This window comes from Bacillus sp. MBGLi79, assembly GCF_002953915.1.
This window is the reverse complement of sequence record NZ_CP026521.1, coordinates 4,140,018-4,163,415: the sequence shown is the minus strand read 5'-3', so window position 1 is coordinate 4,163,415 and position 23,398 is coordinate 4,140,018. Positions and strand designations below refer to the sequence as shown.

Annotated in this window: 25 protein-coding genes and 1 pseudogene; 24 read left to right on the top strand and 2 right to left on the bottom strand. The window is 42.5% G+C overall.

The window, feature by feature from the left end; genetic code table 11:
* Window positions 1-126 precede the first annotated feature (126 nt).
* From C1T29_RS21275 to C1T29_RS21235, 9 genes are all read left to right on the top strand, one after another.
* Entirely contained in the window at window positions 127-786 is a 660-nt protein-coding gene (locus C1T29_RS21275; RefSeq protein ID WP_003242561.1) for a sugar transferase, read from the top strand.
* A 55-nt stretch (window positions 787-841) separates the two neighbouring features.
* Entirely contained in the window at window positions 842-2,293 is a 1,452-nt protein-coding gene (locus tag C1T29_RS21270; RefSeq protein WP_103749379.1) for a teichuronic acid biosynthesis protein TuaB, read from the top strand.
* Window positions 2,290-3,459: a teichuronic acid biosynthesis protein TuaC gene (locus C1T29_RS21265; protein WP_103749304.1), complete on the top strand. Its 1,170-nt coding sequence runs from the start codon at window positions 2,290-2,292 to the stop codon at window positions 3,457-3,459. The genes C1T29_RS21270 and C1T29_RS21265 overlap by 4 nt, the downstream gene beginning before the upstream one ends.
* A 61-nt stretch (window positions 3,460-3,520) precedes the next feature.
* The gene (gene tuaD / locus C1T29_RS21260; RefSeq protein ID WP_103749380.1) at window positions 3,521-4,906 is read left to right on the top strand and encodes a UDP-glucose 6-dehydrogenase TuaD; all 1,386 of its coding nucleotides are present in this window, start codon (window positions 3,521-3,523) and stop codon (window positions 4,904-4,906) included.
* Window positions 4,907-4,990: 84 nt separating this feature from the next.
* Window positions 4,991-6,457 carry a teichuronic acid biosynthesis protein TuaE gene (gene tuaE, locus C1T29_RS21255; protein ID WP_103749305.1) on the top strand — a complete coding sequence of 489 codons (1,467 nt, stop codon included), beginning with the start codon at window positions 4,991-4,993 and terminating at the stop codon, window positions 6,455-6,457.
* Between the two features lie 28 nt (window positions 6,458-6,485).
* Window positions 6,486-7,166 carry a teichuronic acid biosynthesis protein TuaF gene (locus C1T29_RS21250; protein WP_103749306.1) on the top strand — a complete coding sequence of 227 codons (681 nt, stop codon included), beginning with the start codon at window positions 6,486-6,488 and terminating at the stop codon, window positions 7,164-7,166.
* 23 nt (window positions 7,167-7,189) lie between these two features.
* Window positions 7,190-7,948 (top strand): teichuronic acid biosynthesis protein TuaG, encoded by a 759-nt coding sequence (locus C1T29_RS21245; RefSeq protein ID WP_040081660.1) that lies wholly within the window; start codon window positions 7,190-7,192, stop codon window positions 7,946-7,948.
* A 28-nt stretch (window positions 7,949-7,976) separates the two neighbouring features.
* Entirely contained in the window at window positions 7,977-9,170 is a 1,194-nt protein-coding gene (locus C1T29_RS21240; RefSeq protein WP_103749381.1) for a teichuronic acid biosynthesis protein TuaH, read from the top strand.
* Between the two features lie 144 nt (window positions 9,171-9,314).
* Window positions 9,315-10,391, top strand: coding sequence for an MraY family glycosyltransferase (locus C1T29_RS21235; RefSeq protein WP_069838605.1), 1,077 nt, complete (start codon window positions 9,315-9,317; stop codon window positions 10,389-10,391).
* Between the two features lie 71 nt (window positions 10,392-10,462).
* Here C1T29_RS21235 and tagV read toward each other — a convergent pair whose 3' ends face one another.
* Entirely contained in the window at window positions 10,463-11,638 is a 1,176-nt protein-coding gene (gene tagV / locus C1T29_RS21230) for a polyisoprenyl-teichoic acid--peptidoglycan teichoic acid transferase TagV (protein ID WP_014665565.1), read from the bottom strand.
* Window positions 11,638-12,291 carry a YigZ family protein gene (locus C1T29_RS21225; RefSeq protein WP_014665564.1) on the bottom strand — a complete coding sequence of 218 codons (654 nt, stop codon included), beginning with the start codon at window positions 12,289-12,291 and terminating at the stop codon, window positions 11,638-11,640. The genes tagV and C1T29_RS21225 overlap by 1 nt, the downstream gene beginning before the upstream one ends.
* Before the next feature lie 216 nt (window positions 12,292-12,507).
* Between C1T29_RS21225 and degS the strand changes: the two genes are divergently transcribed.
* From degS to hag, 15 genes and pseudogenes are all read left to right on the top strand, one after another.
* A complete protein-coding gene (gene degS / locus C1T29_RS21220) occupies window positions 12,508-13,665 on the top strand; it encodes a two-component sensor histidine kinase DegS (protein WP_014665563.1) in 1,158 nt (385 codons plus the stop codon).
* An 82-nt stretch (window positions 13,666-13,747) separates the two neighbouring features.
* On the top strand, window positions 13,748-14,437 hold the full coding sequence (gene degU / locus C1T29_RS21215; RefSeq protein ID WP_003219701.1) for a two-component system response regulator DegU: 690 nt from the start codon (window positions 13,748-13,750) through the stop codon (window positions 14,435-14,437).
* 97 nt (window positions 14,438-14,534) lie between these two features.
* Entirely contained in the window at window positions 14,535-15,380 is an 846-nt protein-coding gene (locus tag C1T29_RS21210) for a DegV family protein (protein ID WP_040081663.1), read from the top strand.
* Between the two features lie 106 nt (window positions 15,381-15,486).
* Window positions 15,487-16,869: an ATP-dependent helicase ComFA gene (gene comFA / locus C1T29_RS21205; protein WP_103749307.1), complete on the top strand. Its 1,383-nt coding sequence runs from the start codon at window positions 15,487-15,489 to the stop codon at window positions 16,867-16,869.
* Between the two features lie 68 nt (window positions 16,870-16,937).
* The gene (gene comFB / locus C1T29_RS21200) at window positions 16,938-17,234 is read left to right on the top strand and encodes a late competence protein ComFB (RefSeq protein ID WP_103749382.1); all 297 of its coding nucleotides are present in this window, start codon (window positions 16,938-16,940) and stop codon (window positions 17,232-17,234) included.
* Window positions 17,198-17,920: a double zinc ribbon domain-containing protein gene (locus C1T29_RS21195; RefSeq protein ID WP_142393701.1), complete on the top strand. Its 723-nt coding sequence runs from the start codon at window positions 17,198-17,200 to the stop codon at window positions 17,918-17,920. The genes comFB and C1T29_RS21195 overlap by 37 nt, the downstream gene beginning before the upstream one ends.
* A gap of 73 nt (window positions 17,921-17,993) precedes the next feature.
* Window positions 17,994-18,413 carry a TIGR03826 family flagellar region protein gene (locus C1T29_RS21190; protein ID WP_069838608.1) on the top strand — a complete coding sequence of 140 codons (420 nt, stop codon included), beginning with the start codon at window positions 17,994-17,996 and terminating at the stop codon, window positions 18,411-18,413.
* A gap of 80 nt (window positions 18,414-18,493) precedes the next feature.
* Complete coding sequence (gene flgM / locus C1T29_RS21185) at window positions 18,494-18,760, top strand: flagellar biosynthesis anti-sigma factor FlgM (RefSeq protein WP_014665557.1); 267 nt, start codon at window positions 18,494-18,496, stop codon at window positions 18,758-18,760.
* Between the two features lie 14 nt (window positions 18,761-18,774).
* Window positions 18,775-19,257 carry a flagellar protein FlgN gene (gene flgN, locus C1T29_RS21180; RefSeq protein WP_103749308.1) on the top strand — a complete coding sequence of 161 codons (483 nt, stop codon included), beginning with the start codon at window positions 18,775-18,777 and terminating at the stop codon, window positions 19,255-19,257.
* Window positions 19,258-19,275: 18 nt separating this feature from the next.
* Window positions 19,276-20,799, top strand: a complete 1,524-nt coding sequence (flgK, locus tag C1T29_RS21175) for a flagellar hook-associated protein FlgK (RefSeq protein ID WP_103749309.1) — start codon at window positions 19,276-19,278, stop codon at window positions 20,797-20,799.
* Between the two features lie 10 nt (window positions 20,800-20,809).
* Window positions 20,810-21,706 (top strand): flagellar hook-associated protein FlgL, encoded by an 897-nt coding sequence (flgL, locus tag C1T29_RS21170; protein WP_040081667.1) that lies wholly within the window; start codon window positions 20,810-20,812, stop codon window positions 21,704-21,706.
* A gap of 46 nt (window positions 21,707-21,752) precedes the next feature.
* Complete coding sequence (locus C1T29_RS21165) at window positions 21,753-22,328, top strand: DUF6470 family protein (RefSeq protein WP_103749310.1); 576 nt, start codon at window positions 21,753-21,755, stop codon at window positions 22,326-22,328.
* A 20-nt stretch (window positions 22,329-22,348) separates the two neighbouring features.
* On the top strand, window positions 22,349-22,780 hold the full coding sequence (gene fliW, locus C1T29_RS21160) for a flagellar assembly protein FliW (RefSeq protein WP_040081668.1): 432 nt from the start codon (window positions 22,349-22,351) through the stop codon (window positions 22,778-22,780).
* Complete coding sequence (gene csrA, locus C1T29_RS21155; protein WP_069838614.1) at window positions 22,774-22,998, top strand: carbon storage regulator CsrA; 225 nt, start codon at window positions 22,774-22,776, stop codon at window positions 22,996-22,998. Before fliW ends, csrA begins: the two co-directional genes overlap by 7 nt.
* Before the next feature lie 143 nt (window positions 22,999-23,141).
* Window positions 23,142-23,398: pseudogene (gene hag / locus C1T29_RS21150) on the top strand (flagellin Hag); the annotation flags it as partial.

Genomic DNA, 23,398 nt, shown 5'->3' with positions numbered 1-23,398 from the left:
ATTTATCAGAAAAAACACGTAATTCACACTTCTTAACATACCATTTACATCCAATTAACATCCGTCTGCTAAACTGACTGGCATAGGTCATCATAACATCCCAAACAAATCGTGAGGTGTGTGTCAGTGAGTGCAGAGAAAAGCATGAATGTGAGTCGTGAATTCTCAGTTCAGCAAATACATTCTTTTACATTATCTGAAAAGACGGCTCGTTATTTGGCAATAAAGCGCGTAATGGATATTTGGTTTGCGCTCATTGGGTTGGCGATTGCGCTGCCAATGATTGCGGTATTTTCAATATTGATTTGTTTGGAGACGCCGGGGCCTGCCATTTATACGCAGGAACGCGTAGGGAAAGGCGGGAAACCATTTAAGCTTTATAAGCTTCGTTCCATGAAAATAGATGCCGAGAAGTCTGGTGCGGTTTGGGCACAGAAGCAAGATCCGCGGGTGACAAGGATCGGAGCTTTTATCAGAAGAACGAGAATTGACGAGCTTCCTCAGCTATTTAATGTGTTGAAAGGCGATATGAGTATGATTGGCCCTCGTCCGGAACGTCCCGTTTTTACGGAAAAATTCCAGAATGAGATTCCGGGCTTTACGCAGCGTCTGGCTGTTAAACCGGGATTGAGCGGCTGGGCTCAGGTGAACGGCGGTTACGATATGACGCCGAAGGAAAAGCTGATATTTGATTTATATTACATTCGCAACCTGACTTTCACTTTAGAATTAAAAATTATGTTAAAAACTTGTAAAGTAGTCTGGACAGGTGATGGTGCAAGATAAAATGGAATGCCGGTATTCACCATCAATCTGAGCTTAAAAAGAAGTAGGGAATATGATGCCAAGTATTACAAAACAAATTATGAGCGGCGCAAAGTGGACAAGTATTTCAACTATGTGTATTACAATCATACAAATTGTTCAGTTTGCCCTGCTTGGAAATATGATGACCTTAACAGAATTTGGGCTCGTCGGCATGATCACAACGGTTACAGTTTTCGCCCAGATTGTGCTTGATATGGGTTTTGGCGCAGCGTTAATTCAGAGAGACGACGCGACGGAGCGTCAGCTGTCCACATTGTATTGGCTTAACATTATGACGGGCGTTTTGCTGTTTGTTCTTTTATATGTGAGCAGTCCTGTCATTGCGGGATTTTATCAAAGAGAAGAGCTGGTGTTTCTAGTTCGGATTCTGGCGATTATGTTTTTGATCGCGCCGATTGGACAGCAGTACCAGTATATGCTGCAAAAGCAGCTGCATTTTAATACGTTAAGCAAAATAGAGATTTTTTCAAATGTATTGTCATTCGGATATTTAGCGATTGCGGTTTTTATGATGGATGCGATTTTGGCGTACGTCATTTCTCAGGTCCTGCTCCAGTCCAGTAAAGGGATTTTATATTGGGCCGTATACCGGAAAAAGTGGCATCCTGCTTTTGTTTTTGATTTGAGAGGCATGAAGGAGTTCTTTTCTTTTGGAGCCTTTCAGCTTTCTTCCCGTCTTGTGAACAGGCTGGGAGCAAATATCGATATGATTTTGATCGGCCGGTTTATTGGTGCTGAAGCATTGGGGATTTATAACCTCGCCTATCAGATAGTCACCATTCCGGTTTTGAAGATCAATCCGATTGTCACACGGGTGGCATTCCCTGTTTTCGCAAAAAACAAATATGAAAACAGCGTGATCAGAGAAGGCTTTCTGAATATGACAAAAATGCTGGCGCTTGTTTCGTTTCCGCTGTTAATCGGGCTCGTATCTGTGTCCGACGCTTTTATCACAGCGGTTTTCGGAGAAAAATGGCTTGCTGCTGTTCCGATCCTAAATGTTCTGGCGATTGTCGGAATACTAAGAGTGCTCATGAATCCAAATGGATCTGTGCTGCTTGCTAAAGGAAGAGCGGATTTAGCATTTTATTGGGATTCCGGCGTGCTGATGCTGTATGGATTATCACTGTTTGCAGCGGTACAGACGGGAAGCCTGCTGACAGTCGCATGGGTGTATGCCACTATCAGCGTTGTCAATTTCCTGATTGGGCGCTGGCTTTTGGCATATGTCATCAAGCTTAACCTTTCAGCTTATTTCCAGTCGATTATGAAGCCGTTTCTGATTACTGCGGCGATGGGCATCATCGCGTTTGGTGTAAGCGTGAGTACGGAACACTTCAGTATGCAGGCAGGAATGCGGCTGGCCATTTCAGTTGCGGCAGGGGCGCTGTGCTATCTCTTTCTTTTGGTAAAAGCGTACCCTCAAACGAAAAGCAAACTACTAAGAAAAGGACGTTTGTCATGAAGATTTTGTGGATCACAAGCGTATATCCGAGCAGTCTGAAACCTGGTGAAGGTGTGTTTCATGAGACACAGGTGCAAGAGCTGCAGAAACTCGGGCTTGATATCACTGTGATATGCCCAAGGCCTTTTCATTCAGCACCTGTCCGTATGCTGAAAAAGACATATCGTAAAAAGGATGCCAGACCGGAGTATGAGATTAGGAAGGGGATACCGGTTTACCGGCCTTTCTACCAGGCAGTTCCCGGCCAGCTGAAGTGGGCGCAGCCTCGCCGGAGAATTGCATCAGCGGTTATAAAAACCATGAAACAACGCGACCTAAATCCGGATCTGATCCATGCGCACTTTGCCATGCCATCGGGCGGGGCTGCGGCAGTCGTGTCAGAGTCAATGCGAATTCCTTATGTCCTGACATTGCATGGCAGTGATGTGAATGTCTATCCGCATTACAGCAAAGGAGCGTTTAAAGCCTTCAAGCGTGCCGTAGGTTCAGCGTCAGCCGTTTTAGCAGTCAGCCACAAACTTCAGGAAGAAGCCAAAAAGCTTTCGGGCTTTGACAGCTCGGTTTTGCCGATCGGCATACAGCTCAGCCGCTTTCAGGAAAATGAGCAGACGAAAGAAGAACTCAGAAAAAAACTCGGGCTGCCACTCGATCAGCGTCTGGCTGTCTATGTCGGCCGGCTGGTCAGGGAGAAAGGCATTTTTGAACTGTCCGAAGCCATCGAATCCCTGCAGGACCCTCCTCAGGCAGTCTTTGTTGGGGATGGTCCCGCAAAATCGATGCTGACGCAGAAGGGGCATATCGTCACAGGCCAAGTCCCAAATCATCAGGTAAGAGACTATTTGCTTGCGGCAGACCTATTCGTGCTTCCTTCTTACAGTGAGGGAATGCCGACTGTTGTAATTGAGGCGCTGGCGTTAAGGATTCCTGTCATCTGTACAGATGTTGGCGGAGTGGCATCTTTATTCGGAAAGCACCAGCATCTGCTGATTAAGCCAAAATCCGCTCAAGCCTTGGCGGAAGCGATCACTCGGTACGAACATGAGCAAGTATGGAAGCCGGAAGTGGCAGATGATTTGTATGAAACTGTGCAGGCTCAATTTGACGCAGGAAAAAATGCCAAGGCCTTGCATCATCAGTATCAGACGGTCATGAAAACGTCCGTTTAATCGTCAGAAACTGCGACCAATATAAATAGGAAGATCATTTTACAGGAGAGGGATGAGCGCTGTGAAAAAAATAGCTGTGATTGGAACAGGTTATGTGGGACTCGTGTCAGGCACTTGCTTTGCGGAAATCGGCAATAAAGTTGTTTGCTGTGATATCGACGAATCAAAAATCAGAAGTCTGAAAAATGGAGTAATCCCAATCTATGAACCAGGGCTTGCAGACTTAATTGAAAAAAATGTGCTGGGTCAGCGCCTGACCTTTACGAACGATATCCCGTCCGCCATTCGAGCCTCAGATATTATATATATTGCAGTCGGAACGCCTATGTCAAAAACAGGTGAAGCTGATTTAACGTACGTAAAAGCGGCGGCGAAAACAATCGGTGAGCATCTTAACGGCTACAAAGTGATCGTAAATAAAAGCACAGTCCCGGTCGGAACAGGGAAACTGGTGCAATCTATCGTTCAAAAAGCCTCAAGGGGAAGATACTCTTTTGATGTTGTATCTAACCCTGAATTTCTTCGGGAGGGCTCAGCAATTCATGACACGATGAATATGGAGCGTGCCGTGATTGGTTCAACAAGTCATAAAGCCGCTGCCATCATTGAGGATCTGCATCAGCCATTCCATGCTCCTGTCATTAAAACAAATCTAGAAAGTGCAGAAATGATTAAATACGCTGCGAACGCATTTCTGGCAACAAAGATTTCCTTTATCAACGATATTGCAAACATCTGTGAGCGAGTCGGCGCAGACGTTTCAAAGGTTGCTGATGGCGTTGGGCTTGACAGCCGGATCGGCAGAAAGTTCCTTAAAGCTGGTATTGGGTTTGGCGGTTCATGCTTCCCTAAGGATACAACTGCACTGCTGCAAATCGCAAAATCGGCCGGCTATCCATTCAAGCTCATTGAAGCTGTCATTGAAACGAACGAAAAGCAGCGTGTTCATATTGTAGATAAACTATTGACTGTTATGGGAAGCATCAAGGGAAGAACCATTTCAGTTCTTGGATTGGCCTTCAAACCGAATACGAACGATGTGAGATCTGCTCCAGCGCTTGATATTATCCCGATGCTGCAGCAGCTGGGCGCCCATGTAAAAGCATACGATCCGATTGCCATTCCTGAAGCTTCAGCAATCCTTGGCGAACAGGTCGAGTATTACACAGATGTGTATGCTGCGATTGAGCACACAGATGCATGCCTCATCTTGACAGACTGGCCGGAGGTAAAAGAAATGGAGCTTGTGAAAGTGAAAACCCTCTTAAAACAGCCCATCATCATCGACGGCAGAAATTTATTTTCACTTGAAGAGATGCAGGCAGCCGGATACATTTACCACTCTATTGGCCGTCCCGCTGTTCGAGGAACGGAACCCTCTGACAAGTATTTTCCGGGTTTGCCGCTTGAGGAATTGGCTAAAGACTTTGGGAGTGTCAATTTATAAAAAGAAAAAGTGTGACTTGGCTGAAGCTGCCGGCTGCTAGGCTCGGCCGCCGGCTCCTGAAACATCAGGAAAGGGGTTAAACATGTGAGTATCAAACGATCAGCGGTCCATACGCTAGCGTTACTGGCCGCTGCTATATTAGGAGTCGTTCTATTAGTGGGAGCCATCCATAAAGATATAGGTTTCGTGCAGATGGCCGCTGTGCTTGCGGTGTTGGCAATTGGTCTGTTCGCGCTGACGCTTGCAACCGCATTTACAACAAAAGAACGGCTCTTTATGGCTGTAATCTATATTTTGATCGCCTGCACTTTTTTAAATAATGCATTTTTCGCCATTCATCTTGGATTTTTCAGTTTGTTCCTTTACAGGCTTCTGCTCATTGCAGCCGGGTGCCTTCACATTATTGGCATGTTTCGGAATCGTACCCATATCGAAAGATGGAATGGGCTGCAGGTGAAAGGGATATTGCTCTTTTTCGCCTTTTGGTTTATATACGGCCTTGTTTCTCTGCTGTGGGCCAAATCGGTAACAGCCGGCCTCAAATATTTGGCCTTATTGGCAATGGGCATTTTCTTCATTTATCTCATTGTCATGTACGTGCAAAAAATCGAGCGGCTGATGATTGTTTATGCCATTTGGCTGGTGATGACAGTATTTCTGATGATCATTGGTTTTTACAATCATATCACCCACCATCATCTTGCGAGTTCCACATTATACAGCGGACCGGAGTATAAGCAGCATTATCCGACATCAGTCTTTTTTAATCAAAATGACTTTGCGACCTTTTTATCGATCAGCTTCTTTTTTTACATCACAATGATGAAAAACAGTAAGAATGGATACATCAAGGCGATTGGCCTTGTGCTCTCGCTCTGTGCGTTGTATTTAATTTTTGCTACTGGTTCAAGAGCCAGTCTTCTGGGGATTTTTGCAGGTGTTGCAGTTTACATTTTCATTGTTTTGCCGCCTATTTTAAAGAAAATGGCCATCTGGCTGTCGGCGGCGGGAATTGCTCTTTTCGCAGTTCTTTTCGCCAGCAAAATATATTCAAAGTTTTGGGAGCTGTTTCTGGCCCCGCAGACGCTGCATTCATTTCATGACAGGCTTCCATCAAATGTGGCCCGGGCCAATCTGCTGAAAAACGCTTGGCATTTCTTCCTGGATTCATACGGATTCGGAGTCGGGGCAGGAAATGTATCCTATTATCTTGAGCATTATGCTTTATATGATACGGACAATGTGGCAGAGGTGCATAACTGGCTCGTTGAAATTCTTGCTAATTTTGGCTTGTTCATCATGCTGGGATATCTGTCTGTTTATGCCTACCTCATATGGGTGCTTTACAAGTTTTATGAAAGAAAATTAGAAAATCAGTCAAAACTGATCACAGAAGGGCTTATTACCGCTTTGGTCAGTTTCCTGGTATCAAGTATCAGCCCAAGCTCTGTTTCAAATTTATTTTTCCATTGGGTGTTTATGGCGCTCGTCATCGCCGCCGTGAATGTGTTAAGGCGGTCCAGACAAATGCCTGAGCCGATGTACAAATAAACAGACTACAAAAAGCAGGGAGACTTATATGAACGATATATTGATAAGAATAGCCCGTCGCATAAAAAAAAATATCATTTGGATCATAGCGGTGCCAATTATATTAGGTGCGGCGGGGTATATCCTGCCGTCACAAATCGCTGATCAAAAGAGCTATACAGCTGAGGACACTTTGGCTGTGGGGAGTTATGATCATCCGATTTATAACAGCACGGAGGAGATTCCGCTTTTGTTAAAGAGCGACTCTTTTTTGAAGGAGGCGCTTCCTGATGAAAAGGATGAAGATATAGCAGAAATCAAAGAGAAGCTTACAATCAAAACAGAATCTAAATCGTTACTGACTTTAAGCTATAGCGACGAGGATAAGGATCGAACGGAATCTGTCCTAAACGCCATTTCCTCCACCTTTCTCAAAAACGATCAAAAGCTGTATGCAGAAAGAGAAGCCGTCATCCGCAGCAGCATCGATGCGCTTGAAGGCGAGAAGGTGAGCGAGGATTCCAAAGTGGATAAAGAGAGATTTTTGTATGAACTTAAAAATACTCAGCTTAATCTAAAAGCGGCCAGTGTTACAGATTCTGAAACCGTGAGTGAGACAGCAGGCGGCGGAATGTCTCCGAAAAAGAAAGCAGTTCTCGGCGTTATGATTGGCCTTACGATTGCCTTTATGTTCGTTGTCATTCCTGAATTTTTCAGAGAATCCTTTTAAAATCATACGATGGAGATGTGATCATGACCAATTGGAAACCTCTCGTATCTGTCATTACACCTTCCTATAATGCGCGTGACTATATTGAAGACACGGTTCATTCGGTATTAGATCAGAGCCATCCTCATTGGGAAATGATTATCGTGGATGATTGCTCAACGGATGGGACCCGCGACATTTTACAGCAGTATGAAAAAATAGACGAAAGAATTCAAGTGGTGTATCTGGAAGAGAACTGCGGAGCTGCGGTTGCTCGCAACAAAGCATTGGAACGCGCCCAAGGACGCTATGTAGCATTTTTGGACAGTGATGACAAATGGAAAAAAGACAAACTGGAAAAGCAGCTCGCGTTTATGATGGAGCGCTCCTGTGCGTTTTCTTTCACAGGCTACAGCTTAATGGAGCAGGACGGAACCCCGCTCGATAAATTCATTCATGCGCCTGAAAGTCTGACGTACGATGACGCTCTGAAAAATACAATTATCGGCTGCTTGACGGTGATGATTGACAGAGAGCAAACGGGACAGATCCAAATGCCAAATATAAGAACGAGACAGGACTTAGCCACATGGCTGTCTCTTTTAAAAAAAGGATTTACTGCCTATGGAATGAATGAATGCCTTGCTGAATATCGGCTTGTCGACAACTCAATATCCAGCAACAAATGGAAGGCTGCGAAAAAAACGTGGTTTGTCTACAGGGAAATCGAACGGCTTCACTTCATGAAAGCGACATGGTGTTTTGTTCAATATGCAAAAAACGCGGTGAAAAAAAGATTATAGCCGCAAACAGAGAGAAAAGGTGATGAAGGTGGAAACAAAAGAAGCAATCATTCATGTCATCGTTGCCACTGCTGAATGGGGAAAAGACCAATTGAGATACAGAAGGCACCGGCTGGCAGAATTTTTAGCTGCTCAAGAGGAAACGAAGGAAGTCATTTGGGTATGTCCGGCTCCGCGTGCCCAAGGGAAAGAATTTCAAGAAGTCCATTCTGGCATCAGGCAATTCGCTGTCAAAGACCTGCTGCAGAAAAAAATGTTTCGTTTTGGTCGATATACAGATGTTTTTTACAGACATAAGCTCTCGCCTTTACTCGATGAGCTTGCATCTGCTTCTTCAAACGGTGAACGCTGCTGTTTATGGTACACGTTTCCGGGATTCCCGCTGCTGTCTTCGCTGTTTTCTTGGGATCAGGTCATTTATGATTGCAGTGACCTATGGGCTGCGCCGATCAGCGGGCGTTCAAATCTGCTGTCTGAATTCCGGCGAAAAGTCATAAAATCGGCAGAGCTGAGAATTATACAACGAGCAGATTCAATTACCTGTTCATCTGATTATCTTCATAAGGAAGTAGGCAAAAAACTGACTGCGGGACGAGAAAAGGTTCATACTGTGGAAAACGGTGTGGAGTTTGAGCTGTTTTCTGCACATAAACAAGCTCCCGATCGCAGTATACTGCAGGGGAGAGAAGGAACGGTGTTAGGTTTTATTGGCGGGATTAAACCGAAGCTCGATTTTAAAATGATTGAAGCCGCCGCCCTGCAAAAGCCTGATTGGACATTTTTATGGGTTGGCCCGGATGCCACCAATGGTGACGTTTCGTTTCAAGAGCTGCTGAGACTTCCCAATGTTATATGGACCGGTCCGGCAGATCCAAAAGAAGTGCCTCATTTTATGGAGCTTATCGACATTGGCATCATGCCATATAAACAATCACCGTATAACCAAGCTGTGTTTCCGCTGAAACTATTTGAATTTTTAGCGGCAGGAAAACCTGTTGTAGGCACTAATCTTCCGTCAACCTCAAAAATGCAAAAGCCTTATGTATACGAATATGTAGAGGGCGATCATCCGATTGATTTTATAGCCGCTTGTGAAAAAGTTCTCGGACAAAACGGAGACGAGACCTATAAAGAAATGCGCCGAAACATCGCCCGCACCCAAGATTGGGATTGCTTATTTAGACAAATTATGAAATATACAGGGATTCAAAAACATGCGTAGTCCTATAAATTGGGATGCGCGTTTTTTGATTATACGTGTTTCTTTTTGATGAAGCTTGTTATAATAACTAAGGAGAAGGTATAATGGAAGGAACGGTTCTCTATATAAATAAAGACTTTATTTAATTCCAAAGGAGACTTCTTTATGCTTGACGAACGCATGATTCGCATTGTTGTTGCGTTTATTGTCTCGCTGCTGACAGTTTTAATCATAACCCCAATCGTAAAAAGGATTGCGATTAAAATAGGTGCAGTTGACCAGCCCAGCAATCGAAAAGTACATGACAAAATCATGCCCCGGATGGGCGGGCTGGCCATATTTATCGGGGTGGTTGCAGGCGTGCTTGCATCCGGTATATACACTGAAACAAGGATGACGGCTATTACAGCCGGAGCATTCATCATAATTGTGTTAGGTATTCTTGATGATAAATATCAATTAAGTGCAAAAGTGAAGTTTTTGATTCAATTAGGTGTAGCCATTATGATTGTAAGCACTGGCTTAAAAATGGACTTTTTCTCAGTACCTTTTTTAACAGAACGATTTGAATTAGGATGGATGGCTTATCCGCTGACCGTATTATGGATTGTCGGCATCACGAACGCAATTAACCTGATTGACGGATTGGATGGCCTTGCTGCCGGTCTTTCTGTTATTGGCCTGTCAACAATCGCCGTCATGGCGCTATCCGGCGGAAAAGTGCTCATTCTGTCACTCTCATTAGTTGTTATTGCCAGCACGCTTGGATTTTTGTTTTACAACTTTCATCCGGCAAAAATTTTTATGGGAGATACGGGCTCACTTTTTTTAGGGTATAGTATTTCGATTCTTTCATTATTAGGCTTGTATAAAAGTGTCACATTGTTCAGTATCGTTATCCCGATTATTATATTAGGCGTACCGATTTTTGATACAACATTTGCTATTATCAGGAGAATCTTAAACAAACAGCCGATTTCAGCGCCTGATAAGTCACATATCCATCATAGACTGATGGCCTTTGGCCTTTCACATCGGATGTCGGTCTTAGTTATTTATATGATTGGATTTATTTTCAGTATCAGTGCGATTGTGCTTAAAACTGCCACAATTTGGCTCTCTTTGTTTATTATCTTCATTTTAATCATTTTTATGCAAATCATAGCAGAAGTGACAGGACTCGTGAATGAAAAATTCAAACCGTTTACGAAATTTTATAAACGGCTGGTGAAAAGGAATTAAAAACTCCGGCTTATGTGCCGGAGTTTTTTTCTGCGCAAAAATGCCCGATCCTCTAAAGGACCGGGCATTTTTTAATAGGATGAACCAGTTGTTGAATTCGTTGTACCGTTTGAGCTTGTGCTGCTGTCATTCGAATAGCTGCTTCCGCTCGTCGTGCCGTCAGTTGTTGTGCCAGTGCTGTCAGAACCGCTTGAACTGTCAGTCCCATCTGTTGAACTTCCGGTACCGGAAGTGCCAGTGCTGCTGGTATCTGGAGTATAATCTAAATGCTCTTGAAGCGTTTTTCTGACTTTCTCGAGATTTGTAGCATCAGGTTCAAAGTAATACGTGTTGTTAGGACCTAAATACAAATCAGACCCTGTAATGCTCAACGTGTCGATTTTTTTGCTGGTAAAGCCGCTGTAAATCTGCTGAAGCGCTAAACCTTCAGTAATACGAATATTGGTTTCAACGTTTTCGCTGGCTTTCTCTGCGATTTTATCAATTTTAGCAATGTTGCTTGCACTTGACATTTGGTCAATCAGCGCGTTTAAGATTTGTTTCTGTCTGTCATTACGGCCAAAGTCTCCGCGTTTATCCTGTTTTCTCATTCGGGCATACGCCAAGGCTTGTTCGCCGTTTAAATGCATCTCGCCTTTTTTGAAGTAAATCCGTTTGCTTTCGTTTACGTCACTTTTTTCATCGAAATCGAAAGGCACGTCTACATCAATACCGCCGACTTCATTTATCACATCTTTAAATCCGTCAAAATCAACTGTGACATATTTATCGATCGGGATTTGCAAGAAGTTTTCAACAGTTTCAACTGTCTCATCTTTACCGCCTTTGCTGTAAGCGGCATTGATCTTTGTCTTGCTTCCGGTTGTGTCACCGGCTAATTGCACACGTGTATCACGCGGAATACTCAGCATTTTCATGGTTTTATTTTTAGGATCCAGGGTAACTACAATAAGAGAGTCTGATCTCCCTTTTTGTCCTTTAGTCGCGTAATCCTCTATTCCCATAAATAAAATAGAAAACGGTTTTTTCTTCATGTCTACAACTTCGCTGCGAAGATTTGATTTATTCCCGCGAGATAGGGCATCGTACGAATCGTCGGCAGCGTTAATGGTTTTATAAAGTTTATATCCGCCAAGCCCTACAACTACTAATAATGCGAGGACGAACAATAACATTATTCTTTTTATAATTTTCCTGCGTTTGCTCTTTTTCTTTTTTCGCACCCGCACTCTAACGCGTTCAGCCATTATTCAGTCTCCTTTATGTGATTGACGGCTTTTTCAAGATACGTCAACTCTCCCTCTTTAATATCACTCTTTCCATTTGTCAGTTCTGTCATCCATTCAGAAAAAGCATTTGTTTCCTTTTCTTCCACGTATGTTTCGAATTCAACATTTTCTGAATAATGGATTTCCTTTAACAGAAATTGTGACTCCCTTAATTCATTTTCAATCTTGCCAAGCCATGTGTAATCTGCGGAAGTATGCATAATTCGCATAAGCTTCCGTTCTACCACACCTATATGATTTAATCCTTCAGACACTGATTTCCCATAAGCGCGAATTAATCCGCCAGCCCCAAGCTTAATACCTCCGAAGTATCGTGTAACGACGGCGCAAGTATCCTTAAGTCCGCGTTTTTTTAATACCTCAAGCATCGGCACTCCCGCTGTACCGCTTGGTTCTCCGTCATCATTGGCTTTTTGGATATGATCATTCTCGCCGATAACGTAAGCTGAGCAATTATGAGTCGCATTCCAGTGCTGTTTTTTTATTTTCTGTATAAATTCCTGTGCCTCTTGTTCGGTAGAAACACGGCTTAAATGACAGATAAAACGCGATTTTTCTATAACAATCTCGTGTTCTCCTGCTTCTTTCACAGTAAAATAGCTGTGCAGCATGCTAGCTGACCCTCCTGCTAAGCATAAAAGACTGCCTATACAAATTCGTACAGTCTTTAGAATTTTTGTGCGTATTTTGGTATCATAAAGAGTAGATAGTATATAAAAATGTTTTTTTCTAGAATATACGCATTCTTTCATTATAATTCGACATAATTTGCAGATCAATTACATTTATAATAAAAATATATGACAACGCCGTGACGGAGGGAAATTATGAATAAAACAAAGATGGATTCCAAAGTGTTGGATTCTATTTTGATGAAGATGCTGAAAACCGTTGACGGGAGCAAGGACGAGGTTTTTCAAATCGGAGAGCAGTCACGCCAGCAGTATGAACAGCTGGTTGAAGAACTGAAACAAATTAAGCAGCAGGTGTATGAAGTGATTGAGCTTGGCGATAAACTTGAAGTGCAAACCCGCCATGCGAGAAACCGTTTATCCGAGGTCAGCCGTAATTTTCATAGATTCAGTGAAGAGGAAATCCGCAATGCTTATGAAAAAGCCCATAAGCTGCAGGTAGAATTGACGATGATCCAGCAGCGTGAGAAGCAATTGCGCGAACGGCGGGATGATTTGGAGCGCAGATTACTAGGGCTTCAGGAAATCATTGAGCGGTCAGAATCATTAGTAAGCCAAATTACAGTTGTGCTTAATTACTTGAACCAGGATCTGCGCGAAGTAGGACTGCTTCTTGCAGATGCTCAGGCAAAACAGGATTTCGGCTTAAGAATTATTGAGGCGCAGGAAGAAGAGCGAAAAAGAGTTTCAAGAGAAATCCATGACGGACCCGCTCAAATGCTGGCGAATGTTATGATGAGATCGGAATTAATCGAACGGATTTTCCGTGACCGGGGTGCAGAGGACGGATTCCAAGAAATTAAAAATCTCCGTCAAAATGTTCGGAATGCCCTTTACGAAGTGAGAAGGATTATATATGATTTAAGACCGATGGCCCTTGATGACCTAGGCCTGATTCCAACTTTAAGAAAATATCTATATACAACCGAAGAATATAACGGGAAGGTCAAAATACATTTTCAGTGTATTGGAGAAACAGAGGATCAGCGGCTAGCGCCTCAGTTTGAAGTTGCGCTCTTCAGGCTCGCACAGGAAGCTGTGTCTAATGCGCTAAAGCATTCTGAATCTGAAGAAATTACAGTCAAAGTTGAAATCACAAATGATTTTGTGATTTTAATGATAAAAGATAACGGTAAAGGGTTCGACCTGAAGGAAGCGAAAGAGAAGAAAAACAAATCATTCGGCTTGCTGGGCATGAAAGAAAGAGTAGATTTATTGGAAGGAACGATGACAATAGATTCGAAAATAGGTCTTGGGACATTTATTATGATTAAGGTTCCGTTATCTCTTTGACTATGATTTGTAAAATAGAGCCAAAAGGCATATTGACCGAATGCTAGAGTATATAGAACAATAATACAAGGAGGCGTGGCTTGTGACTAAAGTAAACATTGTTATTATCGACGACCATCAGTTATTTCGTGAAGGTGTTAAACGGATATTGGATTTTGAACCTACCTTTGAAGTGGTAGCCGAAGGTGATGACGGAGACGAAGCGGCTCGTATTGTTGAGCACTATCATCCTGATGTTGTGATCATGGATATCAATATGCCAAACGTAAATGGTGTGGAAGCTACAAAACAGCTTGTTGAGCTGTATCCTGAATCTAAAGTAATTATTCTATCAATTCACGATGACGAAAATTATGTAACACATGCCCTGAAAACAGGTGCTAGAGGTTATCTGCTGAAAGAGATGGATGCTGATACATTAATTGAAGCGGTTAAAGTAGTTGCCGAGGGCGGCTCTTACCTTCATCCGAAGGTTACGCATAACCTCGTTAACGAATTCCGCCGTCTTGCAACAAGCGGAGTTTCTGCACATCCTCAACACGAGGTTTACCCTGAAATCCGCAGACCATTACATATTCTAACTAGGCGGGAATGTGAAGTGCTGCAGATGCTTGCAGACGGAAAAAGCAACCGCGGAATTGGTGAATCATTGTTTATCAGTGAGAAAACCGTTAAAAACCATGTGAGCAATATTTTACAAAAAATGAATGTGAACGACCGGACGCAAGCCGTTGTGGTCGCCATTAAAAATGGCTGGGTAGAAATGAGATAGTATATTAGGAGACTTGCCTTTTTCTAGGCAGGTCTTTTTTTAGGCTGCCGTTTCCCTTACAATAGAGTTATAAAGCAATAAGGCAGGTATCGAAGCTATGAATATTGCAGTCGTAACAGACAGCACGGCATATATTCCGAAAGAAATGCGTGAACAACATCAGATACATATGATCCCTCTCCAGGTTGTTTTTGGGGAGGAGACTTACCGTGAAGAAATTGAGTTGGACTGGAAAAGCTTTTACGAAGAAGTAAAAAAACATAATGAGCTTCCGACGACTTCTCAGCCGCCAATCGGCGAGCTGGTTGCGTTGTATGAAGAGCTTGGCAAATCTTATGATGCGGTCATCAGTATCCATCTTTCCAGCGGGATCAGCGGAACATTCAGCAGTGCGGCAACGGCTGATTCAATGGTCGACAATATTGATGTGTATCCATTTGATTCAGAGATAAGCTGTTTAGCCCAAGGCTTTTATGCTCTTAAAGCCGCTGAATTAATTAAAAACGGAGCATCATCGCCGGAAGATATTATAAAAGAACTGGAAGAAATGAAAAAAACAGTTCGAGCTTATTTTATGGTAGATGACTTAGCTCACCTTCAGCGCGGCGGGCGATTAAGCAGCGCCCAAGCCTTCATTGGTAGTCTTCTAAAGGTAAAGCCTATCCTTCATTTTGACAATAGGGTAATTGTGCCTTTTGAGAAGATTCGCACACGTAAAAAAGCAATTTCGCGAATTTATGAGCTTTTAGACGAAGATGCGAGCAAAGGGTTGCCTATGCGCGCTGCTGTTATCCATGCTAATCGCGAGGAAGAAGCAGCGAAAATCATTGAAGAGCTTTCTGTAAAATATCCTCATGTTGAATTTTATAACAGCTATTTTGGCGCGGTAATCGGCACTCATTTGGGTGAAGGTGCGCTAGGAATTTGCTGGTGTTTTAAATAAGGCCAAATCTCCGTTTTAGCAACGGAGATTTTTTTATATTTCTATTTTGATTGTTCGACAGAAACTATTCATTCAGGCATACTGTCTCGAAAGGAGGCGGTGCTATGTGAAGGTGCCAACTGAAAAGAACATTTCCTTTTCTAGAGAATTGCAGCAGACGCTTCAAAGCCGTCATTTGCTCAGGACTGAACTCCCATTTTCCGATGAAATGATTGAATGGCATATCAAGAATGGCTATATCACCGCTGAAAATTCTATATCAATAAATAAACAGGGCTATAGATGTAATAGGTGCGGCCAAACTGATAAGCGGTATTTTTCTTTTTATCACTCATTTGGAAAAGATCAGCTGTATTGCCGTTCCTGTATCATGATGGGCAGAGTGAGTGAGGAGGTTCCTTTATATTCATGGAAAGAGGAGGATGAGCCAAACTGGAAGTCTGTTAAGCTGATATGGGATGGCAAGCTTTCAAGCGGACAGCAAAAAGCCGCCAATATTTTAATTGAAGCAATATCAAAAAGAGAAGAGCTCCTCATCTGGGCGGTTTGCGGCGCTGGCAAAACAGAAATGCTATTTCCTGGTATAGAATCAGCGTTAAATCAAGGACTGCGTGTATGTATTGCAACTCCTCGCACCGATGTTGTATTAGAGCTTGCTCCAAGACTCAAGGCTGCCTTTCAGGGTGCTGACATTTCAGCGCTTTACGGAGGAAGCGATGACAAAGGGCGGCTATCTCCGCTCATGATTTCCACCACGCATCAGCTTTTGCGATATAAAGATGCATTCGATGTTATGATCGTTGATGAGGTTGACGCTTTTCCGTATTCTGCTGATCAAACCCTTCAATTCGCTGTTCAAAAAGCAAGAAAGAAAAACAGCACCCTCGTTTATTTAAGTGCAACACCTCCTAAAGAATTAAAAAGAAAAGCGCGGAACGGACAGTTACATTCAGTTCGCATCCCCGCAAGACACCACCGGCAACCTTTACCCGAACCGCGCTTTGTATGGTGTGGAAACTGGAAGAAGAAATTAAACCGAAATAAAATTCCGCCAGCGGTGAAAAGATGGATAGAGTTTCATGTGAAAGAAGGGAGGCCTGTTTTTTTATTCGTTCCCTCCGTTTCTATTCTAGAAAAGGCTGCTGCGAGCTTTAAAGATGTTAATTGCCGAACCGCGACTGTGCATGCGGAAGACAAGCATAGAAAGGAGAAAGTGCAGCGATTCAGAGATGGTCAGCTCGATCTATTAATCACAACAACAATACTGGAAAGAGGCGTTACGGTTCCCAAGGTGCAAACAGGTGTACTAGGAGCGGAATCTCCTATCTTTACGGAAAGCGCACTTATTCAAATCGCAGGAAGAACTGGCCGGCATAAAGAGCATGCAGACGGCGATGTCATTTTCTTTCACTACGGCAAAACAAAGAGTATGCTCGATGCAAAAAAGCATATAAAAGAAATGAACGGCTTGGCAGCAAAAAATGAATGAACAGACTAGCCATTATTTGAAAACGTGGTACAGTATACTCATATAACCGATGATGAGGAGCTGTAAAAATGCTTGTCAATTCAAAAGAAATCGTAATGAAAGAACTGCTCGACCGTTATATGGACCAGCTTCACATGGCCTGCACGTGCCAAGTATGCCAAAACGATGTACTGGCACTTTCTTTAAACAAAGTGAGACCATCCTACGTTACTGATCTTAAAAAGATCGCATATACGAAAGCAGAGATGGTAGATAAACAAAAAAATACGGCTATGCTTGTCATTTTGGCTGAATCTGCAGCTGTGGTATCAGAGAGTCCAAGCGATTTATGCCAAACAAAGCAGGAGGAGGCACTCATAAACTGATCTGTCTGCTATGCGATTCGCAATTTTCTCAAGCTGTTACATGGAGAGCACTTTTTTTATTAAAGCCTGACGAAAAGGTCTGTCATTCCTGCAGAAGCAAATTGAAAAAAATTACAGGGCATATCTGCACCATATGCGGCAGACCTCAATCCGTTTATGCGGTATGCAGGGATTGTGAGGCGTGGAAATTAAGGATCAGTCACAGCTTGCTGCTCCGCCAAAATCGTTCAGTTTACACATATAATGATATGATGAAAGAAACACTCTCCCGTTTTAAATTTAGAGGAGATGCAGAAATCATAAATGCTTTTAAAAGCGATTTTTCTTCAACCTTTTCAAAGGTATACCCCGATAAGCATTTTGTTCTTGTTCCTATTCCGCTAAGCAAGGTACGGGAAGAGGAGCGCGGATTTAACCAGGCACAGCTCCTGGCAGAATGTTTAGGCAGGCCCATCCACCATCCCCTAATCCGCCTGAATAATGAGAAACAGTCTAAGAAAAAGAAAACAGAACGCCTGCTTTCCGCGCGTATTTTTGATACGAAAAACAATTCAGCAGAAGGTATGAATATCATTTTAATAGACGATCTTTATACAACAGGCGCCACTTTGCATTTTGCAGCGCGCTGCTTATTAGAAAAAGGAAAAGCCGCTTCAGTGGCATCTTTTACCTTAATCAGAAGCTAAATGATTCTGTTTTTATGCCGATATAATCACTAGAAATTGACACAGGCATATTATCGAATAAGGAGAAAAAAAGATGGGAGAACTGGCGAATTGTCCGAAATGTAATACTTTATTTTTAAAGACAAAGCTGCAAACCGTATGTCAGGCGTGTATTAAGGAAGAAGAAAAATCATTTGAGACTGTTTATAAGTTTTTAAGAAAGCAGGAAAATCGGCAATCAACTTTGAACCGGATAACTGAGGAAACAGGTGTGGAAGAAGAGCTGATATTGAAATTCATCAGGCAGAAGCGAATTCAGATCACTCATCTTCCTAATTTGGCATACCCTTGTGAAAGGTGCGGAACATCGATTCGAGAAGGCAAGTTCTGCAAGGCTTGCCAGTCCGATATCAAGGCTCAAATGGATCATTTGAACCACGAGGACGCTCTGGAAATCGAGAAAGAAAATAGTAAAAAAGACACATACTATGCCTATAATACCAAAAACAGCTGATTCCCTAAACTAACTGAAAACGCAGTCGATAAAAGGGTTAAGATTGTTTAAAGACTGCAACGGAAAGCGAGAGGAATCCTATGAAAATCAATCAATTTGGAACACAATCCGTTAATCCATATCAAAAAAATTATGAAAAGCAAGCGGTGCAAAAAACTGCTGCACAGCCTCAAGATAAAATTGAAATTTCGTCACAGGCTAAAGAAATGCAAAATGCATCCGACGCAGTCGCTGGTTCACGACAGGAAAAAATTGCGCAGCTTAAAGCGCAAATCGAAAACGGGTCATACAAAGTAGACGCAAATCACATAGCGAAAAATATGATTAATTTTTATAAAAAGCAATAAAAAGGAGAAAGCCCATGTCAGCAAAGGCAATTATTGAACAATTGAAGCGACTTTGCGTTCTGCATGAGCACCTGCTCACGCTGTCTGAAGAAAAGACGGAAGCGCTCAAAGCCGGCAAAACAAAAGAGCTTTCAAACCTTTTGACAAAAGAGCAAAAATATATTCAAGCGATCACGCAGACAGAAGATGACCGGATCAAAGCAACCTCCGCCTTTCTCGGATACAGCGAAAATAACACCATTACCGCATGTATCGCCAAAACCTCAGGCAGAGAAAGGGAAGAGCTGGAACAACTATACGAATCTCTTTCTACAGTTCTCGGACGTCTGAAAAAAGTAAATGAGATGAATAGGCAGCTGACAAGAGACGCGCTGCAATTCATCTCTATTTCGTACGATATGCTGGTTCCTAAGGAAAATAACTTCAATTACAGCAAATCAATTAAAGCTGAGCTGCCGAAGAGCAGCCGAATGAAACTTTTTGATTCAAAAGCTTAGCAGAAAGGAATTCAGAAAATGACATCTACCTTTATGGGGCTTGAAACTGCAAGGCGGGCGTTAAGCGCTCAGCAGGCAGCGTTAAGCACGACTGCAAATAACGTGGCAAATGCCAATACTGATGGTTATACAAGACAGCGGGTCTCATTGGAGGCAACTGACTATTTCCCTGCGGTATCCAAAAATGCAGAAAAAACAGCTGGACAAATGGGTACAGGTGTTCAAGGAAAGTCAGTTGAGAGAATAAGAGATATCTTTCTTGATTATCAATACCGTCTTCAAAACAACAGTGCCGGATACTATGACACGAAAGCTAAAGCGCTGTCGCAAATGGAAGGCGTTTTAAATGAAACGGATGACAGCGGCTTGAACAGTGTGCTGAATTCGTTTTGGGATTCCCTGCAGGAATTATCGAATAATACAAATGAAGAAAGTGCACGTTCTGTTGTTGCTCGAAAAGGACAAGCTGTAGCTGAAACGTTTAATTATATTTCTGAATCACTTACCAATGTTCAATCGAATTTAAAAGCGGAGTTAAATACAACTGTGTTGGATGTCAATTCTCTGCTTTCTCAATTAAACAGTTTAAATAAGCAAATTGCACAAGTAGAACCGGTCGGGCTTCTTCCGAATGGTTTATATGATCAGCGAGATTTGCTGATCGATAAATTATCCTCAATGGTTGATATCAAAGTCAGCTATAACAAATCAGGCGGGAATGCACTTTCGTCTGCTGAGGGAACTGTATCAATTGAAATCCTTGATAAAAATAAACAGTCGCTTGGAACTGTTTTGGACGGTAAAAATTACGAGGTTTCAGAACTTACAGCCAACTATGATAATGAAACTGGTTTAGTATCAAGTATTTCAATCGGAGATAAAGCTGTGCAGGCGGAGTCCTTCAGCAGCAAGGGATCTCTTTTAGGATTTATAGAGTCTTACGGGTATATAACAGCAGACGGTCAAGAAAAGGGCGTATACCCGGAAATGCTTTCTGATCTTGACAATATGGCGCTTGAATTTGCCAAAGCTTTCAATGAAGTGCACAGAAATGGTTTGACTAAGAGCGGTGAACAAGGCGGAGACTTTTTTGATTTTACCGGCGGTGAAACTGAACCTGCAAAGGGAGCGGCGGGCAAGATTAAAGTGTCTGACAGTATAATAGATTCAAAAGGCGCAAACATTGCTTTCTCACTGACGGGTTCAGCAAACGATAACGCCAATGCTACAAAATTAGCAAATGTTTTAACCGGCAAAATAACCATTAACGGCAAAGAAACTAGTGTGTTAGATTATTATGCGGGTCTGATTGGCGAGCTAGGGATCGAAGCTCAAGAGGCTAATCGGCTGGCGTCTAATACAGAAACACAGCTGAATGATGCAGACATAAACCGTCAGCAAATGAGCGCAGTTTCTTTAGACGAAGAAATGACCAATATGATTCAATTCCAACACGCATACAATGCAGCTGCAAGAATGGTGACTTTACAAGACGAATTGCTTGATAAAGTGATCAACGGCATGGGTGTTGGGGGAAGGTAGGTAAAGTCATATGAGAGTAACACAAGGCATGATACAGCAAAACTCACTGAGATATATCGGTTCGAGCTACTCGAAGCTGGATAAACTCCAGTCACAGATTTCTTCAGGAAAAAAAATCTCAAAGGCTTCCGACGATCCTGTAGTAGCAATGAAAAGCTTAAAGTATAATACGCAACTGTCTCAAGTGCAGCAGTATAAAAGCAATGCTTCTCAAGCCTTTACCTGGCTCGAAAACACTGAAACAAACATTACAGAAGGAATTGACATCCTATCGAAGGTCAGAGAATTAGCGGTTGAAGCTCAAAATGATACAAACGGCGAGGCGGAGCGGCAAGCGATTGGCGTAGAAGTGAAGCAGCTAAAGGAACAGCTTTTAAATATTGCGAATACACAAGTGAACGGCAGATATATCTTTAACGGGACAAATTCAGATAAGCCTCCGGTTACAGATAACGGAGACGGAACTTATACAATTTCTGATACAGCTGATGTCGTAGTCAATATATCAAATAATATGTCATTGAAAGTGAACTCAGATCCAAAGTCAGCTTTTGGAGGCACTTCTGAAAGCGGGCAGAATGTATTTGAAATGCTTGATTCTTTTGAGAAAGCATTAAGTTCTGGTTCACTGGACGGCATGGACAGTGTTTTAGATGATATTGACCATTTCTCTGACGGCATGAGCGCTGAACGTTCTGATCTTGGAGCGAGATATAATCGTCTTGAACTGGTTAATACAAGACTTTCAGCTCAAGAAGAAACAGCTACCAAAGTGTTGTCAGACAATGAAGATGTAGAACTGGAAGAAGTAATAACTGAATTTATTGCGCAGCAAAGTGTGCACAGGGCAACTCTGGCTGTTAATGCGCAAATTGTTCAGCCTACATTGATTGACTTTTTAAAGTAAGCGGCTCTTAGGAGTTCGCTTTTTTTATAGTTCAGGAGGTAGAGTGATGCAGATTCCCAGATTGATTATGCATAGTGTTCAAGGGAAAATAGGTTTAACAACGACGCCCGCCAGCTTAAAAATGGAGCAGCCGCAAGCTGATCTTGAGATCCAACAGCCGAGTGCGGAAATGGAAATATCGGTGACACCTGGAAAACTCACGATTGACCAGACACAAGCATGGGAAGAATTAGACAGAAAGCATGTTTTCAAGAGAATTGAAGAAGCCGCCCAACAAGGACATGAGGATGTAATGGAGGGGATAGCCCGTACTGCCGAAGAGGGAGACGAGCTTATGAGAATTGAAAATAAGGGGAACCCAATCGCTTCACAAGCAAGGAGGAACTCTGAGATGCTCCAAATTCAATTAGGCGAACATTATGCTCCTTCTCTTTCGAGAGTGAAAATACAATATACTCCGTCACAGCTCGATGTTCAGATTACGCCGCGAAAGCCTGTTATTCAGGCCGAGCCGCATAAGCCTATTGTTGAATATACGCCAGGAAATGTTAAGGTTGACATGCTCCAATACCCTGATTTAAATATAGATGTAGAATACCCGAAAGAATCACCCGAAAAGTAAAAAGAAAAGGATCGTGAACAATGATCATTCATACGAAGTACCATGGCCAAATGAACGTAAAAGAAGAACAAATCATTCTTTTTGAAAACGGAATTCCAGGTTTTTTAGAAGAAAAACAGTTCGTCATTCTTCCGCTTTCAGAAGACTCTCCATTCGTGGCACTGCAGTCCGTCACTTCAGAAAATCTTGCGTTCATCGTTGTAAGTCCGTTTATCTTCTTTAAGAATTATGAATTTGACCTTGATGAATCAACTGCTGAACTTTTGGAGATCGATAATATTCAAGACGTAGAAGTCATGACAATACTGACTATGGCAGAGCCATTCGAAAAGTCTACTGCGAATTTATTGGCTCCCATTATTGTGAATCGCAAGAACATGATGGCTAAGCAAGTCGTTTTACACGACTCCTCATATACGACAAAGCATCTGATTGGAGGAGAATCATGCTAGTTTTATCGCGGAAAATAAACGAAGCGATTCAAATAGGCACTGATATTGAAGTGAAAGTGATTGCGGTTGAGGGGGATCAAGTGAAGCTTGGAATTGAAGCCCCAAAGCATATTGATATTCATCGGAAAGAGATTTATTTAACCATTCAGGAAGAAAATAACCGTGCGGCGTCGTTATCCAGCGATGTGATCTCCGCATTATCCTCACAAAAAAAGTGAGGATTTTTTTATTTTTGTATTAACAAAATCAGAGACAATCCGATATTAATGATGTAGCCGGGAGAGGGCACAAATGGCTCCGCCGATTACAAAATTGAGGCACAAGGACGTGCCTTAACAACATATTCAGGGAGGAAATAAAAATGAGAATTAACCACAATATCGCAGCACTTAACACACTGAACCGTTTGTCTTCAAACAACAGTGCATCACAAAAGAACATGGAGAAACTTTCTTCAGGTCTTCGTATCAACCGTGCGGGAGATGACGCAGCTGGTCTTGCGATCTCTGAAAAAATGAGAGGACAAATCAGAGGTCTTGATATGGCTTCTAAAAACTCTCAAGACGGAATCTCTCTTATCCAAACAGCTGAGGGTGCATTGACTGAAACTCATGCAAT

Excerpts from the sequence above, each read along its gene's own strand:
- C1T29_RS21210 (WP_040081663.1), top strand. The coding sequence starts at position 14,535 with ATGAATATTGCAGTCGTAACAGACAGCACGGCATATATTCCGAAAGAA.
- C1T29_RS21190 (WP_069838608.1), top strand. The coding sequence starts at position 17,994 with ATGGGAGAACTGGCGAATTGTCCGAAATGTAATACTTTATTTTTAAAG.
- tagV (WP_014665565.1), bottom strand. The coding sequence starts at position 11,638 with ATGGCTGAACGCGTTAGAGTGCGGGTGCGAAAAAAGAAAAAGAGCAAA.
- C1T29_RS21265 (WP_103749304.1), top strand. The coding sequence starts at position 2,290 with ATGAAGATTTTGTGGATCACAAGCGTATATCCGAGCAGTCTGAAACCT.
- degS (WP_014665563.1), top strand. The coding sequence starts at position 12,508 with ATGAATAAAACAAAGATGGATTCCAAAGTGTTGGATTCTATTTTGATG.
- C1T29_RS21245 (WP_040081660.1), top strand. The coding sequence starts at position 7,190 with ATGACCAATTGGAAACCTCTCGTATCTGTCATTACACCTTCCTATAAT.
- C1T29_RS21250 (WP_103749306.1), top strand. The coding sequence starts at position 6,486 with ATGAACGATATATTGATAAGAATAGCCCGTCGCATAAAAAAAAATATC.
- flgN (WP_103749308.1), top strand. The coding sequence starts at position 18,775 with ATGTCAGCAAAGGCAATTATTGAACAATTGAAGCGACTTTGCGTTCTG.
- flgL (WP_040081667.1), top strand. The coding sequence starts at position 20,810 with ATGAGAGTAACACAAGGCATGATACAGCAAAACTCACTGAGATATATC.
- flgM (WP_014665557.1), top strand. The coding sequence starts at position 18,494 with ATGAAAATCAATCAATTTGGAACACAATCCGTTAATCCATATCAAAAA.
- C1T29_RS21270 (WP_103749379.1), top strand. The coding sequence starts at position 842 with ATGCCAAGTATTACAAAACAAATTATGAGCGGCGCAAAGTGGACAAGT.
- C1T29_RS21235 (WP_069838605.1), top strand. The coding sequence starts at position 9,315 with ATGCTTGACGAACGCATGATTCGCATTGTTGTTGCGTTTATTGTCTCG.
- fliW (WP_040081668.1), top strand. The coding sequence starts at position 22,349 with ATGATCATTCATACGAAGTACCATGGCCAAATGAACGTAAAAGAAGAA.
- flgK (WP_103749309.1), top strand. The coding sequence starts at position 19,276 with ATGACATCTACCTTTATGGGGCTTGAAACTGCAAGGCGGGCGTTAAGC.
- C1T29_RS21165 (WP_103749310.1), top strand. The coding sequence starts at position 21,753 with ATGCAGATTCCCAGATTGATTATGCATAGTGTTCAAGGGAAAATAGGT.
- C1T29_RS21195 (WP_142393701.1), top strand. The coding sequence starts at position 17,198 with ATGCCAAACAAAGCAGGAGGAGGCACTCATAAACTGATCTGTCTGCTA.
- C1T29_RS21225 (WP_014665564.1), bottom strand. The coding sequence starts at position 12,291 with ATGCTGCACAGCTATTTTACTGTGAAAGAAGCAGGAGAACACGAGATT.
- csrA (WP_069838614.1), top strand. The coding sequence starts at position 22,774 with ATGCTAGTTTTATCGCGGAAAATAAACGAAGCGATTCAAATAGGCACT.
- comFB (WP_103749382.1), top strand. The coding sequence starts at position 16,938 with ATGCTTGTCAATTCAAAAGAAATCGTAATGAAAGAACTGCTCGACCGT.